Annotated in this window: 15 protein-coding genes; all 15 read right to left on the bottom strand. The window is 45.1% G+C overall.

Annotated features, from left to right (window positions below; all coding sequences use genetic code 11):
* Window positions 1-308 precede the first annotated feature (308 nt).
* The 15 genes from BR63_RS05640 to BR63_RS05710 all read right to left on the bottom strand — a co-directional run bounded on the left by BR63_RS05640 (window position 309) and on the right by BR63_RS05710 (window position 14,893).
* A complete protein-coding gene (locus BR63_RS05640) occupies window positions 309-1,742 on the bottom strand; it encodes a stalk domain-containing protein (RefSeq protein WP_051966127.1) in 1,434 nt (477 codons plus the stop codon).
* An 82-nt stretch (window positions 1,743-1,824) separates the two neighbouring features.
* Entirely contained in the window at window positions 1,825-2,343 is a 519-nt protein-coding gene (locus tag BR63_RS05645) for a hypothetical protein (RefSeq protein ID WP_034424699.1), read from the bottom strand.
* Window positions 2,344-2,349: 6 nt separating this feature from the next.
* Window positions 2,350-6,630, bottom strand: coding sequence for a hypothetical protein (locus tag BR63_RS05650; RefSeq protein ID WP_034424697.1), 4,281 nt, complete (start codon window positions 6,628-6,630; stop codon window positions 2,350-2,352).
* 5 nt (window positions 6,631-6,635) lie between these two features.
* Complete coding sequence (locus BR63_RS05655; protein ID WP_034424695.1) at window positions 6,636-7,268, bottom strand: phage adaptor protein; 633 nt, start codon at window positions 7,266-7,268, stop codon at window positions 6,636-6,638.
* The gene (locus BR63_RS05660) at window positions 7,243-7,434 is read right to left on the bottom strand and encodes a hypothetical protein (RefSeq protein WP_034424694.1); all 192 of its coding nucleotides are present in this window, start codon (window positions 7,432-7,434) and stop codon (window positions 7,243-7,245) included. The genes BR63_RS05655 and BR63_RS05660 overlap by 26 nt, the downstream gene beginning before the upstream one ends.
* A 2-nt stretch (window positions 7,435-7,436) precedes the next feature.
* Entirely contained in the window at window positions 7,437-7,775 is a 339-nt protein-coding gene (locus BR63_RS05665) for a hypothetical protein (protein ID WP_034424692.1), read from the bottom strand.
* A 3-nt stretch (window positions 7,776-7,778) separates the two neighbouring features.
* Window positions 7,779-8,027 carry a hypothetical protein gene (locus BR63_RS05670; protein ID WP_034424690.1) on the bottom strand — a complete coding sequence of 83 codons (249 nt, stop codon included), beginning with the start codon at window positions 8,025-8,027 and terminating at the stop codon, window positions 7,779-7,781.
* A gap of 39 nt (window positions 8,028-8,066) precedes the next feature.
* A complete protein-coding gene (locus BR63_RS05675; RefSeq protein ID WP_034424688.1) occupies window positions 8,067-9,023 on the bottom strand; it encodes a phage major capsid protein in 957 nt (318 codons plus the stop codon).
* Window positions 9,024-9,041: 18 nt separating this feature from the next.
* Window positions 9,042-9,833: a hypothetical protein gene (locus BR63_RS05680; RefSeq protein ID WP_034424686.1), complete on the bottom strand. Its 792-nt coding sequence runs from the start codon at window positions 9,831-9,833 to the stop codon at window positions 9,042-9,044.
* 125 nt (window positions 9,834-9,958) lie between these two features.
* A complete protein-coding gene (locus tag BR63_RS05685) occupies window positions 9,959-11,713 on the bottom strand; it encodes a portal protein (protein WP_034424684.1) in 1,755 nt (584 codons plus the stop codon).
* A gap of 11 nt (window positions 11,714-11,724) precedes the next feature.
* Window positions 11,725-11,937: a hypothetical protein gene (locus tag BR63_RS05690; protein ID WP_034424683.1), complete on the bottom strand. Its 213-nt coding sequence runs from the start codon at window positions 11,935-11,937 to the stop codon at window positions 11,725-11,727.
* Complete coding sequence (locus tag BR63_RS05695; RefSeq protein WP_034424682.1) at window positions 11,919-13,316, bottom strand: phage terminase large subunit; 1,398 nt, start codon at window positions 13,314-13,316, stop codon at window positions 11,919-11,921. Before BR63_RS05695 ends, BR63_RS05690 begins: the two co-directional genes overlap by 19 nt.
* Entirely contained in the window at window positions 13,304-13,813 is a 510-nt protein-coding gene (locus BR63_RS05700; RefSeq protein WP_034424681.1) for a hypothetical protein, read from the bottom strand. The genes BR63_RS05695 and BR63_RS05700 overlap by 13 nt, the downstream gene beginning before the upstream one ends.
* Before the next feature lie 461 nt (window positions 13,814-14,274).
* Window positions 14,275-14,454, bottom strand: coding sequence for a hypothetical protein (locus tag BR63_RS05705; RefSeq protein ID WP_034424677.1), 180 nt, complete (start codon window positions 14,452-14,454; stop codon window positions 14,275-14,277).
* 49 nt (window positions 14,455-14,503) lie between these two features.
* Window positions 14,504-14,893: a hypothetical protein gene (locus tag BR63_RS05710; RefSeq protein WP_034424675.1), complete on the bottom strand. Its 390-nt coding sequence runs from the start codon at window positions 14,891-14,893 to the stop codon at window positions 14,504-14,506.
* Window positions 14,894-14,923 lie beyond the last annotated feature (30 nt).

A 14,923-nucleotide genomic window follows, 5' to 3' on the forward strand; every position in this document is an offset into this window, starting at 1 on the left:
TCTGAATTATACTCGGGGTATTTTTGCTCATAGTAGTCACTGTCGGCACTTGTGGTTTAGTTTGTGCATAAACCATAGGTTTAGTCGAAGGCGGTTTAATAAAACTTAATAGCTGGCCAATCAAACTCTTTGACGTGATAGGTTGCACCTTAGGTTTAGTTAAAATGGAACTCATCTTTTGTTCCAGTGCTCTTAAAACACCAAATCCCATATTCTTTCCTCCTTTCAAAATAAAAAACAGGGCAATAAAACCCTGTTACCTTATGGATTCAATTTTTAGTGAAAATTTCGAACCACACAAAAGGAAGCTACTTAATCTTTTGCTCAATCAATGTTCTTTCCATATTGTATTTATCCAAAGCCGTTTTATAACTATTACTTAGCGAATCTAACACCTGTCTGCTGGCATTATAGTAATTTAGCGGATTTTTAAACATATCTAACGTAGTTACGTAAGTTATTTGTTGTATCCTTACGACTTCCAAAAGAAGATCACGGAGATTTTGAATTTCTGGATATGATGCGTAATAATTCTCTATATCTTTTTTTAGATTTTCTATACTAGGTATCTTGTTAAACTGCAATTCATAAATCCAATCATTAGGATTACTAGGTTGAAATGTGTTGTTCATAATGCTGGATGATTTTGCCAGCCAACCATTCTCTTCGACTAAATAACAATACCAGTCATCTTTTAGACCATACAATTCATTGCTTTGATTAAGCCAGTAATAATAATCTGCAGGAATAGCAAAATTAAAATCTTTACTACTGTAACCAGCAAATGTGATACCCATAAGTTCACCATAACTGTTTATAACAGCCCCACCACTACTGCCCTTATCTACAGTCGCATCATATTGTATTACCTTAATTGGGCTTTGCTTAAAAGCATCATGTGTAGGCAATTCTCTTTTTGCACTAACTATCCCTTTTGTAACAGTCCCACTTAGCCCAAGAGGATTGCCAAATACTGTGATTTCGTCACCAATTGATACACTATCAATGTACCGTGTTTTTTCTATAAATGGAAACAGCAAATTGTTGCCAATGACTGTAAGAATCGCCAGATCAGTGTGGTTATTAATTTTTTTAATACCAGCCATATATTGTCTGCCATCAATAGTGGTGACCTTAATGCTTTTAGCGCCTCTTACTACATGGGCATTTGTTACAATATCCCCTTCTTTTGATACAAAAAAACCGCTTCCTTGCCCACGCTGGGTCTCGATCAATACCGTGGCTGGTTGGATCAATTGCACTATTTCCCTGGTAGACAGTTCTCTCCGATTGCTCGAAAAAGTAAGCATCTGGGTCTCATTGTCCCAGGTTACTGTATAACCAAATGATTCTGCCAATACTCGTGCTGGTAAATATGTGCGCCTATCCTCTAGTAATTGAGGGGGAACATCGGATACCATAGCTTTTCCGTTAAGAACAAAACCCTTTGCTCCCACAAAAAAAGTAGCCGTTGTGTACCCATTAGATAATGTTACACCCTGAGTTGTTTTATCCCATGTAATATTCTTTATTCCTAAAGCATCAGCTAGATATCTCACAGGAACAAGGGTTCTTCCATCTTTAACCCTTGTTCTTGCATCCATATCTATTCTCTGACTGTCTTTAAAATAATATGCCTTATTTAATGGGAACTGAACAACAGCTAACGCTGATATACTATAGATCGCCAGAATAATTAATGCAGCGACCAATGACAAACAAATTTTTTTTATTCTTTGCATTCAATCACCCTCTTTTTAATTATGTAATATCTATATTCTACAGTATTCGCAAAAAACCTGCTAAATATTACCACAAGGGTGATTACGGCACATAAATCAGTCTTGCCCCGCCCAGGACCGCGGCATAGGAAGCATTGCTTGTCTTTAGTGTTACCCAGATTGTCTGAGCCGTTGTCGGCATAGTCAAAACCTGGCTCCTCTTTAATTCCATGGTGGCCGATGTAGACTGCACAGTCCCTATCACAGAAGCCCCTTTCAGTGTACACGTGGCTGTAGCTCCGTTACATGCCAATGAAGCCTCCAGATACCAGGTTCCTCCCGGGTACTTCCCAGGATCCCACATGAAATAGCCGCCAATGTCATCATCGGCTGTGGCCGTAGTCGAATACGGATCAGCCGGCAGTACCAGGGGTATGGGCCACTCCAACCATTTCAGCTTATTAAGCGAAACAGAAGCGGAGGACAGGATATCATCCCCCGCTATTTTATTCTGGAAATTCCCTTTATCCAGGTAGTTGACCGCTTTCTCAATCAACAAAAACACATTCTGCAGTTTCTGGAGAGATATCTCACCCCTCAAAGGCCCTATTTCAAGCCGCATCCATCATCACCCCGTCAGAGTGGGCCTTGCGCCCTTGATATAGTACTCCTGATGCATGCTCTGGATAGCCACACCGCCATTTAATACCGACTGTTCCAGTTTATAGCCCAAGAGGTGTCCCTGCACCACACCCACCTGAGATGGTAATAGCCTAATTGTTTCTACCTTCTCATCACTCCGTCCAGGAATAACCACGGAAATAGGTGTGGAATACGCTCCACCATCTACGGCAAAAGATACATTAAGCGTGGTATCGCTTGATGCCGGTACGACCTCTATATACAGGGACTTAAACCGTTTAATATGATGCGGTGCCCCGAAGTGGTAATACTTGCTCTCCCAGCCAAAGTTAATCGGCAAGCCTCCATTCGAGTATCCCATCTCCGCTCTTGAAACCTGTCCGATATCAGCATGACCGAATAATAAGATATCCTGACCGGCCTCCCGGAAGTGAGTATAACAACTGGCCGCCTGCAGGTGTGACTCCTTCCACGCGTTCCTGATAGTATCAAATTCAATCCGGAAGTTGTTCCTCAATGAATCACCTAAAGGCACATCAATGCGCAAAATATGGTTATAAAATGATGCGCAAATCTGATTCAGTCTCCGCTTATTTAGGCTGTCCCAGGTTTTACGGATACGCTCGCTCAGGAGCTTGTATGTGGTATAGTCAGAGAGATAATACCCGTCATCAGAGGCAAAGCCGATAGCGCCGTTAATGCTACACAGGGACCTGGGCGCCACACATCCTTTATCAGCATGAATCCTTCTTACGGCAAAAGTATCCACGCTATCACCAGTCAGGAGCCAGATACTGCGCTGCTTGGTGACTACAAGATAGTCGCCGTCCGGCTTGATACCTGTTATATAGTCACCGTCATTAGGCGATATGTCGATAAAGTTGAGCACTGGCCAACTGTCGATATTCAGGAGATCGGAGAAATACAGTCGTGAGGGGTTGCTCCCGGTCCTGGCCGCAAATAGGCGGTTTTTATGGGAGGCCACATAAGCCGCTCTGGGTGCGCTTCCTCCTAAATCCGCAGGTGCATCGATGCCGTTCCACTTCTTCGGTATATCAAGACCATTGGCAATAATAAAGTAGTCCAAAAGTGTTGTATCGAAGTACTCTCCACCGGCGGTTAAACCGCTTAACAAGACTGTAGCAGTTGGCTGTCCATCAAAGGAAACTGTTGCAGTTTGAATACTGGCATCCTTCGTTAAGATCATTCTTATTTGTACGTGGTTATTGGCCGTATGTATCAGTGTTCCGTCTACCAGAGCATTTACCCATGGACCCCAGGTAGCTCCTCCGTCGGCACTGGACCTGGACTGGACCTGGATACCACCAGTTCCTGGAATACTGCTTAAGGCCACATGGCCGCTGGCTTTATCCTGTGCTGTGGAAACATCGATTGTGGGGGACTGCCATACCCCTCGCTTCCCGTTTTGTACCACCTTGAGCGTAATATCAGATACAGTAGGGCTTAGCGTTCTGTCAGTGCTTGCATTAAGCGTTATGCGAGCCTGATTATACAGGTTTAGTGTAGTGATTGTAGATCCGCTTGTCTGAGCCGCCCATGCACCCCAGCTCTGTCCATCTTCACTTCCCCTGGTCTCTACAGTCAGGCTGGTTCCCGAGGGTAGATTGGCCGTCCAGGAGATTACGCTAGATGCAGGATTGATATCAGTTACATTAAAAACAGAACCTGTCCAGGTCCCGCTTGCTTCGTAAATTGGCTCTATTGTTATCGTGATATCATTAAGACTTGGTGTTACAGATGTGTCTGTGGTGCTTAATAAAGCCCTCCACTGTAGGCGGTAATTCGTGAGAACTGTTGCAGTTGGGATTAAGCTGTCACCAGAGTTTTTTGCCACCCAGTTGCCCCACGTATTCCCTCCGTCAGTCGAGACCCTTACCTCTACAGTTAGAGTAGTGTTTGCCGGCGTTGTTTTATTGAAGATTATGCTCGAACTCCTGGCCTGGGTTACTACGCTTATATCTTGTACAGTGTGGGTATAGGTGCCGCTAGAAAGATAACCGCTTCCTGAGGTCCATTTACCGTAAAATTTTACTGCATTTACTTGGTTATCTTGCCATATAGCTAATGGTTCAAGAAAATCATTGAAGTTGGCTATAGTAGAAACTGAGACAATATTATTACCTGTACTGTTTGTAATTGTTTCTATCGTACCCCACGAAGTTCCGTCGAACTTAATTTTCTTTATGTTTTGAACTGTTGTACTACCATTACGTCCTTGCCACATCACAAAAAGATGATTACTGTTGTTAAACGTTATCGAAGGAAAAGATTGTTCGTAGTAAGCACTACTTCCTCCACCACTGGTGAGTTTTAACATAGCACTCCATGTTACTCCACCGTCTGTAGACTTACTGTAGCGAATATGGTTGGAACCAGTATCGGTTGAATCAGTCCCATGCCACACAACATGAATATGAACGTTTCTGTCTACTACTGCACAGGGGTTGGATTGGGTGTAACTTGTACCATCATAAATTACTTTGTATGTCCAGTTAAAACTAGGGTGTGAAGTTAATCCTGTTTCTTTTATAACTATAATTAAATTAGTTGCTGACCACTTGCATACAATAATCGGAACACCACTTTGAATTATAACATTAGGATTTGAAAAGTCTTGACCACTTGTATTGTGTTTACTAACCTGTGTCGGACTACTCCACGTTGTCCCTTCATCTGTACTTTTAGAATAACGAATGTTAAAAGAATCTGGGTAAGTGGAGTTTTTACTTGACCATGCGGCGTGAAGATAGCCGTTGGAATCTACTGTAATACTTATTCCGCCAACAGCACTTTGACCACTATCTACTACCTTGCTGTTTGTTGCAATGTTTGTATTTGTTACAGTGTTGGTGTCTATCTTATAAAAATATACTGCACCATTGTCAGCGGTAGCAATAACATAAACCCATGTGCCATTCGTTGCTAATGCTACAGAAAGGAAATTAGCAGAATAGTCCATGTAACAAAGCTGGTTAAATGTGACTCCATTATCTGCACTCTTATAAAGTCTAATATTTGCAACGGTTGGCTCTAATGCACATGCAATAAGATTGCCATTACTAAGCCTCACCAACTTTCTACCGCCGTTTCCGCTTGTATCATAAGCACTAGCAACAACGGTTGTCGGCGTGGTTCGGTCTATGGTTGTTACTGTACCACCTCCTAGAATAACTGAATCATTGCTTGCCTGTGTGTCGTAGTGAGTTCCGTTGAAATCGGCATTTGTCGTATCAGTCTCGCTAAAGCGTGGGTAAGCATCACTTACCCTTATATCCCCCGGGCTTCCAGTGGTGTTTATATTCGTCCTCGTACCCGCTTCCCAGTCGGCCTGTGTTGTCACAACCTGCACCGCATTTACTGCTTCCAGGGTATCATAGTCAGGTCCTACATATCCGGCATTATCATACTCAGCCTGGGTGATCTGTTTCAGTATTATTCCATCTACCCAGGCGTACTGACCAGCTGAACCGGTCACCTGCACCGCAAAGGAGACCGCTGCTGCCACTTCCGCTGCCGTCAGCTTCAGAGTTACCTTCGTAAAATCAGCCGTAGCTGTAACATAAGTACCGCTTTTCAATACAGCATTATTTGCATCCAAAGTCACCAGTCTTATCCCGCTCCCGGCATTACCATTCACCACATAGGCGCTAAGTACGTGCAGTTTTGTATTATCTACCGTTAGAGAAGACTTGGCCTTCTTAGCAAAGCCGGTAGTTTTCCCTGATGCAATTGTTATTTTTAATGATTTATCATCATACTTTTTCTTTGTCGTATCCGCTTCCAGAGTGGCATCAACTGCAGTCCACTTGGAGGCGTCCTCACAGTCGCCATCTCCGCCGATGATACTGCCTATCAAGGTTAAATCTCCAGGAACCGTTGCAGTATTGCAGAAAAATGATTTTTGCCCACTGTCCCAGTCAGCCTGAGAATCATATTTTGTAGTCACGTGAGGACTGTCACTATATAAATTCGTTCCCGCGGCCATCACCAGGCGGGAAGTACCGTCCGACTTATAAAATGCTCCTATCCCTACACAGGGATTATTGGCATCAAAAGGGGTTGCATATCTGGTCTGGTTCCCTTTTGTAACCTTAAGCGTCCCCTTCTCCTCCAGGGACACGTTTTTATATTTCTTTCCCTCATTATCATTCAAAAGGGCCGGGTGAACACTGTCCACCTGGCCCCCGGAAAAGTCATACAAATCACCGCGTAACGGCACATTAAACTGTATTTTTTGCTTAGGCATCTATCTCAACCCCTTGATAACAAGTATCCTACCGAATCAATAGGGTAACTTTCCTCATCAGATTGAATGAAAACCCTCTGCGGATTGCGTTTTAATTCCAGTGCGGCAAAATCCGCCTTTTTAGCCAGGTATTTTTTCTCCCAGGCCTGAGTCTGGGGATCTCCGTCAGACAGATAAGCCTGCCACACTGTACCCGCAATCAGGGCTTCATACACCAGATAATCAACCCATTCTGGACTGTGAGCATCATCAGTCATGGGAGTGGGCTGTTTAATGCCTCTCACCAGTATCGTTCCTGTGGCCTTGGGGAAAACAGTAATTGTACTACCGTCTTTAAGATAATAATAAGGCGTTCCCATAGTCGTAGTGTCGGGAATAACCTCAAAAGGTGCAGGCGTGATCTTCGTCCGCCTGCTTCCATCAATCCACCAAAAAGATTCGGGGATACGGATGGTAGAGGGGAAAAAGGCTACTCCATCTGTCACGTTTACAGAGGCCGTCAAACGGGTCTGGGATACATCTGCCAGGTCCTCCTGGATGAAGTTGAGGTAATCATTTAGTTGATTATCCGTCCATCTGGCCGGTGTAGGCTCCAGTAATTCTGTCCTAATCCTACTTCTCAGTTCCCCTCTGTTCATTCCCCTCTACCTCCTTGAGCAGCGCTTCCGCTATTTCCTCAAAAGTCATAGATAAGAACCAGCGGGGAGCTGTCGCCAGCATCCCCGGTATTCTTTCCATCAGTTCTCTTTTTAAAGTTTCTCTATCCTTACCCTGTGCTAGGGCGAATAGTTCAGTTCTATCCATGGTTAGTTTCTATGTTTGGCGATACCAGTCACTGCGAAAGTAAAGCTGGGACTGGTCCCGCCTATAGTGTAAGAGATACGCACATCTTGACCGAAGCCGGAGATCGCCTTGGCTTCTTTCTTGGCAGCTGTAGCCTGTGTGAAGCTAGCTAAATCGTACCAATCGCCCTCAGGACTTTTTGCTTGAACCTTGACATCCAGCGTAGGTGAAGTGCCAGAAGCAGCTTTAACATTTAAGAAGAGCAGTAGTTCTTCGGCATCATACAGATTCATGGCTCCGCTCTCGCCGGATGCTGTCCTGGCCGCACTGGCCAGAAATGTAATATTAGATGTGTAAGCCATCCGTTACTCCTCTCCTTCCTTCTCTTTTTTCCGGGCTAATTTCTTCTCAGGTTCTTTTTCGGCGGTCTTCTTTTCCGCTATTTCTTCAACAGAGATTAAGGGGCATTCGCCGCCGCCCCAGAAGTTTGGTTGTTTCCATATGATATAAACCTCTTCCGGGATGTTTTTCGTCTCACCGGCCTTAATCTCGAATGTCCCATGGCCAAAGAACGTCTCTTTGGCATCTCTTGAACCCTGGTTAACTACTTTCATACTGCACCTCCTAGGAGGGAGCGGCTAGCCCCCTCTATTTTAGTAACCAGTCTCATCGATATCGGTAATCTTACCCTGCCGTCTACGGTTGGAGCAGGTGAGGTTACCGGACCAGAGAATTTCCTGCTTAATACCGATATAAGTATCGGCAGGACGTACAGGCGTGGCCTTGAAGTTAGCAATCGGACTGTAACGCAGTTTCAGGTACTTAGTGTTTAGGAAAAACATAGTACCGGCAGTGCAGTCCTTATCTGCAACGATGGGTACACCCATAAACTCAAGGACCTGGAATCCCAGATCGGCTAGCATCTTACTGTTGGTAGAGAGCTGCAGTTTTCCTTCTGCCATCTCCGCATATCTGTTCCATATCTTGTCCGTAGTAATAATAAGATCAGGCTTATCCGGCCCGTCGGAAGAGGAGAGGAACATCCTTCTCATCATGCGGGTATTTAGAGGTCTCGCTTGTCCGGAGTTGGAATCAACCTGGGCCACCCAGCCGGCGAAGTCGACGGGCGAAATATTCCCGTAAGTTCCGCTTGCGGCCACGCAGGCGCCCAGACCGGTGATATCTTTGCCGCTGTTTCCTGTACCATCACCATACAACTGGGTAGAGAATTTCTTCATCAGTGTTTCTTCGGCAACCTGGTACTTGGCATCCAGGAGATCCAGGACCTTCACATCTGAGCCATGGTTTTGCACTTCTTCGGGGAAGCTCAGGGTGATAGGTGCAACCAGGTGCTTCACGGCAAATTCGGCTGCAGTAATAGGTGTGGACTGGTCGTAGTTGGTGGTGTCATAAGCTCCGTAGGAACCAACATTATTTAGTTCCCCATACATCAGGGGTTCCACGATAGAATGGCCCTCAAAGGGGCTATAGCCCTTATCTCTTTTCTTTAAGAGCACCAAAAGGGGGTGAGAGTTGAAAAAGTTATCGACTAACTTTGGAACATGTTTCTTCCTGGTAAGTGCCGTAATGGCATTGTAGTTAAGAGCCATGGTTTATCTATCCTCCTTTTAATCATCCGTATAAAGCGAAAGCCCCAGGCTCGTCAACACCTCCTGGTTAGACATCTTTTTGTAGTCTACAGGAACTGCACTGGGGGCTTTAGGCCCTAAAGTGGCCGCGTTCTTACGCTGATTTTGTTTATTGATTACCTTTTTCTGTGCGTTCAGAGCCGCCTGCTGGGCCAGTTTTTCGGCATTTTCCCCTTTCCACATGAGATAAGCCTTTTGCTTTTCGGCAAAAGTCTCGAAAGGAATACCGTTATCCTCTGCCCAGTCCTGAATGTCAGCCTCATGCTGGTTAAACATAGCATCTTTGGCCAGTTTTTGCATAACAGTGTACTCTGCACGCAGGTCCACCTGCGGCTGCTGGAATACCGGCCCGTTGTCAGGATACTGCTCAATGAGCGCATTAATTTGAGCCGCCAGGTCTGGCCTCTGGGAGATGTAGTCATACAGAGGGATTGCAGACTGCTTATACTGGGCCAGTTCCTGGGTTGCCTTCGTAAACTTTCGCTCCAGCCGCTGGTAATTTTTTTGTACCTCCGCTAGTTGGGCCTTGAGGGATTCAGGCGTTTCCGGCTGATCTGCCGTGTCAGGGTTGTTTGGATCAACATTAGAGTTATCACCCTCAGGACCATCCGGATTGTCTCCGGGAGAAACATCGAGACTATCGTCCGAGTCATCGTCAATAAACAAAGGGTCATTACCTGGTTCTGTGTCCGCCGGTTCGGGGAGTGTATCGGCAAACATTTGAAGGTTCATCTTGAAGGGAAATACCGTTTTTTCCATGATTTTTTCCATTTCTCTTTTCCTCCTTGACTGTACCCAGATAGGGGGCTGTCTTTGCACTTGGCAAGCTTGGCCTTTTACTATCTAAGCCTTGATCATAATTTTTTGCGCACTAAATGAGAATAAAAAAAGGCGGTTTAGACTTGTAAACCACCATCTATCCCAGGTTGATTCATCAATTGTTGTTGCATCAGCATTTCCTGCTGTTGTTGCATGGTCTGCTGGTTTTTGAGTTCTTCAATTTCCCTGATAAGCTCTGATGCTTTGGGATAATCGAGGGCATCCAACAACGCCTTACGCGTAATTACAGGCAGACCATCCTCTGCCGGCGTTTCCATTAGTTTAAGAGATACCTGTGCCCTAGCTGATCTGTCCGCCGGCAGCGCATTCTCCGCCTGCACCACTATATCGTGCAGCTCATCTATGTCTGAAAGCACCAGGTCAACGCCGTTCTGCTCCATCCAGGCGCGTTTTTCTTCTTCCGTTGCCTCCTGGAGTTCGGCAGGGTATTCATCGATGATGCGATATACACCTTCGCCGGCAATCTTGATCTCCCGGTAAGGCCCGAAATTCTCTTTAATGAGGGCCAAAGTCTCCTGAGCTACTTCTGCCGCTGTTTCTGCCAGGAGCTTGAGCCTCATTTTAATGGTGCTGGTGGAAGCATCCTGTAGGGCTGCCACTGTGGAATAAGTCTGTATATTAAATTCCGGCTTACCCTGAGCTACTGAGAAGATTCCGGTGACGATTGAGATACGCTCCTCGATTTCCTTCCGGTAAGCAAATATCTCTTGTCCTAGTAAAGTGGGCTCATCCCACTTCATGGCTTTGTCAATGTCACCGCTTACCATGTATACTTCACCGGCAGCGTCCGTTATCATATTGCGAGTTAAACCCGTTGCACTGCTTACTATCCTTTGCCGCTTGACGGTCATTCGGATGTTCCGGTAAATCTGCTCATCAATGGCATCGGCCAAGTCCTGCAACGGCTCTGCCATCTCTACGATAGAAGGAGGATACATATTTCCCGTTTCATCCGTAGGCCAATATGGCTTAAGAGGCAACCTATCAACAGGTTTATCAGCCAGTACAGTGTTTCCTGCTACCACAATCATGCGCCAGTTGGGGTACTTACGCCGCTTTACTTTTGCTAGAACCTGCACGACTCCTTGCTCTGTTTCCTGCTCAACCGGCTCTTCTGCTGTTTCCATAGAATAATCCCTGATATATGCCTCGTAGACATCACAGGTCTGCCCTGGTGTGGATGCTTTTTGCTCATCAGGCCTATTATCGTTCTTCGTATCTTCCTTATCACTGCCAATGACCTTTTTACCGTAGAATGCTTCAATTTCTTCCACAGAAACGTCCGGTATATGCTGTATAATCCAGCGGGCGTTACCCGGTTCCGTAGCCTTGGGGTCTACCTTTACATTTTCAGAGGGTATTACATCATAGACCACAATCCCCTGGCCATTGAAAGCATCGGGATCTAGTCTTGGTTTTATCCAGGCGATGCCGCATACTTCCGCTTCATGGGCAAGTTCCCGGGCTTTTTTCTCCCATTTGGCCATACGTAAAGCCCACTGCAGGACATTGTTTTTTACTTCTGCTGCAATATCATCATTTCTTTCCTGTCCTTTCACCTCCGGCACAGGCAACTGCTGGGAGATATAGGCTTTCACCGTCTCTACCTTACTCCTTAAGTAGTTAGTAGAGTATAACGGCCTCTGGCTCCACTGATTATTGATATACCACTCGTTTCTGAGCTTCCTGCGGTATCTTTGCCAGCGTTGGTACTTAGGAGCCATGGCCTTATTAGTAGTAGCCACAAGCTCATGTATTAGCCCCGCCGGGTTGTCTTTCAGTTTGTCGGTAAGGCTTTTTATCTCCTCCAAGGGGTATCACCTCACTCCTCATCCTCATCCACATGCATGTTGTATCTATTTGCCCACTGCTTTTCTTCCTCATAATCATCCACAAGCTTTTTCTGTTCTTGCTTCTGCGGTATTGCCACCACAGGCAGATTCTGCTTTAACCTGTCGGTGAAGTACATACCGGCTATAAAAGAAACAAAGGCCACAAAAGCCCCTGTCAGGAATATCAATATCGTTCCAGCCATGATTCCTCTTCCTCTCTTTCTCTCTCCTTTTGGAGTAAATTAATAAGATTCTGTACTGTACCTGGTTGAGCTGGCTTGGTTCTTGCATCAGGTGCGATAAATGAAGCTGCTTTAACGCTGGGCCTGCTCATGAGAGCATAACGGCAGCTTTCAGCGGCGTGGTCCTCGCATTTATCATCAACATCCTCTACCCTATGCTCGTCATGTACGAGATCAGGGAGGGTCCTGGTTAGGTTTTGACAAACATCGAATATCTGCCACCAGGGTTTTCCATCCGGTGCATCGGCAAGATATTCATGCATCCTCTGCCAGCCGTTTAACCGGTCATCATCGGCTTTTGTTAGCATCACTCCATTGTTAATAAAGGTCTCAGCTATTGACTCACCCTGTAACCCGTCATTTCCTCTCTTGGCCCAAATATCGGGCGAAGCAACGGTATAAGCGATATTCTCACCTTCACTCAATTCCAGGGTCTTCTTCGCAACGTCAGAGGCCTTGGTCTGGGTAATGTAAAGTTCACGGTAGGTGTATACTCTTCCCTCAGGATCCACAGCATGCCAGTAAACAGCACAGGGGTCATTGTATCCCCAGTCCATACTCCTGAACCTTTTCCATCCCTGGGGAATGGGGAAAGGTTTAATAATATGCTTGTCCCGGCGCCATTCGCTAAAATACTGGCCAGCGAATACGTCCCAATCCCCTTCTAAGTAGGCTCTGCGTAAATCATCAGGCAAGGACTCAAGGTCCTGGACATATTCCGGGTTTATCTCCATCAGTATTTTATTGTCATACACCCTAGCCGGGATAAAAGAGTAATCATCTGGGTTATCTTTTGGTCCGTATTCACGGGTAATAAACAGCCTCTTGAACCATCCATGCCCTGGCCCCCCGGGGTTAGCAGTATAATACATCCGTGGGGAAAACCCCATGGCTTTTAATTCCGCTTTTGTAGTACGGTTACAAGTTCGCATCCACCTGGCTTGGTATTCAGTAAAATTAGTGGCCTCTTCAAGCCCAATTACGTCGTACTCATGCCCCTGGTATTGAAAAACGTCTTTCTCCAGCTTTAGGTAGCCTAAAACAAGCCTACTTCTGTTGGGGAACACAAATTCATGGGTTTTATCCCGGTACTTGGCTATTCCTTTCAATTCTTCCATCAATGGTAGTACATGGTTAGAGTAGAGTTCGGGATATGTCCGGCGTAACAGTAAAATATCAATTCCCGGATATTTAAGGCACATCAAAACAAATTTTCGCCTCATGGCCCAGGACTTGCCACCGCCTCGGGCCCCTCCGTATCCTATGTGCCTGTGCGTATCAAGGAAAAATTCCTCCTGCCTTGGCTGCGGTTTTCCTTTTAGCTTTACTACTGCGCCCATTTGTCCAAATCACCATCTAACTCTACCTTGAGGGTTCCACCAAGGTTGTTAGTAGGCTCACCATTGGCCAGGGCCTGTTTATCGTAAAGGGTACCAAAATAAGTAGAAATGTGACTCAGCGGAATACTGGTCACACTGGAAATGGCTTTAATAAGTTCGATGATGTCCTTCCCATTAGTCTCCTCGTTCTTCTCAAGAAGTTCCACTAATTTATCAATAGTCTGCTGGAAGTTCTCAAGAGTCACCGTGGCCAGCCTTATTTTTTGCCTACCCAGAAACATCGCGGCTTTTATGTCTTCCCAGGCCTCATTGATAAATTCCCTTCTTTTTTGCTCTCGCAAATCCTCGATTTCATCTGCGTTTTCCTGTGAGTACTTATCTACAGTTGCCCAGGAGATACCCAGTTCCCTGGCCACTGCGTTCTTTGCCTTACCAGTGGCAAGCAGGGCTTTGATTTTCTCTATCGTTTTGTCATCTACTTTATTCTTAGAGCCCATACCTACTCACCTCAAGCTTAGCGTAATTCCCTTTTCTCTCGACCGGCTAATCAAATCAGCGACACTCGCCGGCCGTACAGCTATAATCTCTTTCACACCGCATAGAATCCTCCTGGCACGGTCCCGTGCATGGACACAATCTCTTGCAGCGATAACCCTTACTGCATCAGGGGCCTTTTTTCTGCCTCTTTTGTTGTTGTGTCCAAGTAATACGGTCACCTCGAACAGTTTGCATCGATATTTCATTTACCTCACTTCCCTAAAATATAAAAGGCACCTGCTTCTGCAAGTGCCTATACTTCTTATACTCAATATACTACAAATCAGAGAAAAAACTCGGCGGAAATTCGGCGAAAATTCGGCATTTGCTACTTGTTTTTTTCAGGGTACATTCTGGTAACCATACCTGCTAAAGATGTCCCAGGATATCGTTTAAGACAACTGTTTCTTTGGAATGTGCATTAAACTTTCTCTATACAACTAAATAACCAAGCACATGCCCATGAACCTTTCTTACCATCAATAGTTAATTTACAGCAATACGGAGCATGTGTGCTTACTTCCTCAACTATACCTATTTTGCCAATATAGCTTCTATCCATAGCATCGGTTATTATCACTTTGTCACCAACTTGATACATCAAACCACTCCTTTAACTAATTCACATAATCGTTGTATTGTGCAGTTACTTAAAAGAAACACAATTGTCTAAATACCTTCTTTGGTTTCGGATTTTCCACAGGCTCTAAACTTTGGCATCTAATATCTCTAAAACCGTATGGGCTTGTTTGTTCAAGCAGTGTATGCTCATCGATATATATATAAGCCTGATACCAACCCTCCCAATCTTGCAAATATTCCCTAAATAGCAAATGCTTAATACCTTTATCATCTAAAAGTCCAGCATATTCAAGATAATAACCCTCCTGCATTGTTACAGCGGTTCTTTCATTTTCACCTATTCTGTCAAATACCATACCTGGTCTAAGCACTTTACCTCCCAAGCTGATTGGCTCCTGACTTATAACCTCATCTTCAGGTTTTATAAACAAGCTTCTCCACTTTAAAGCCAATTGCATCCATCTAATCACCTGCCTTGCTACGTTAAA

Origin of the sequence: Thermanaerosceptrum fracticalcis (assembly GCF_000746025.2) — a bacterium.
GTDB classification, from domain to species: domain Bacteria; phylum Bacillota; class Peptococcia; order DRI-13; family DRI-13; genus Thermanaerosceptrum; species Thermanaerosceptrum fracticalcis.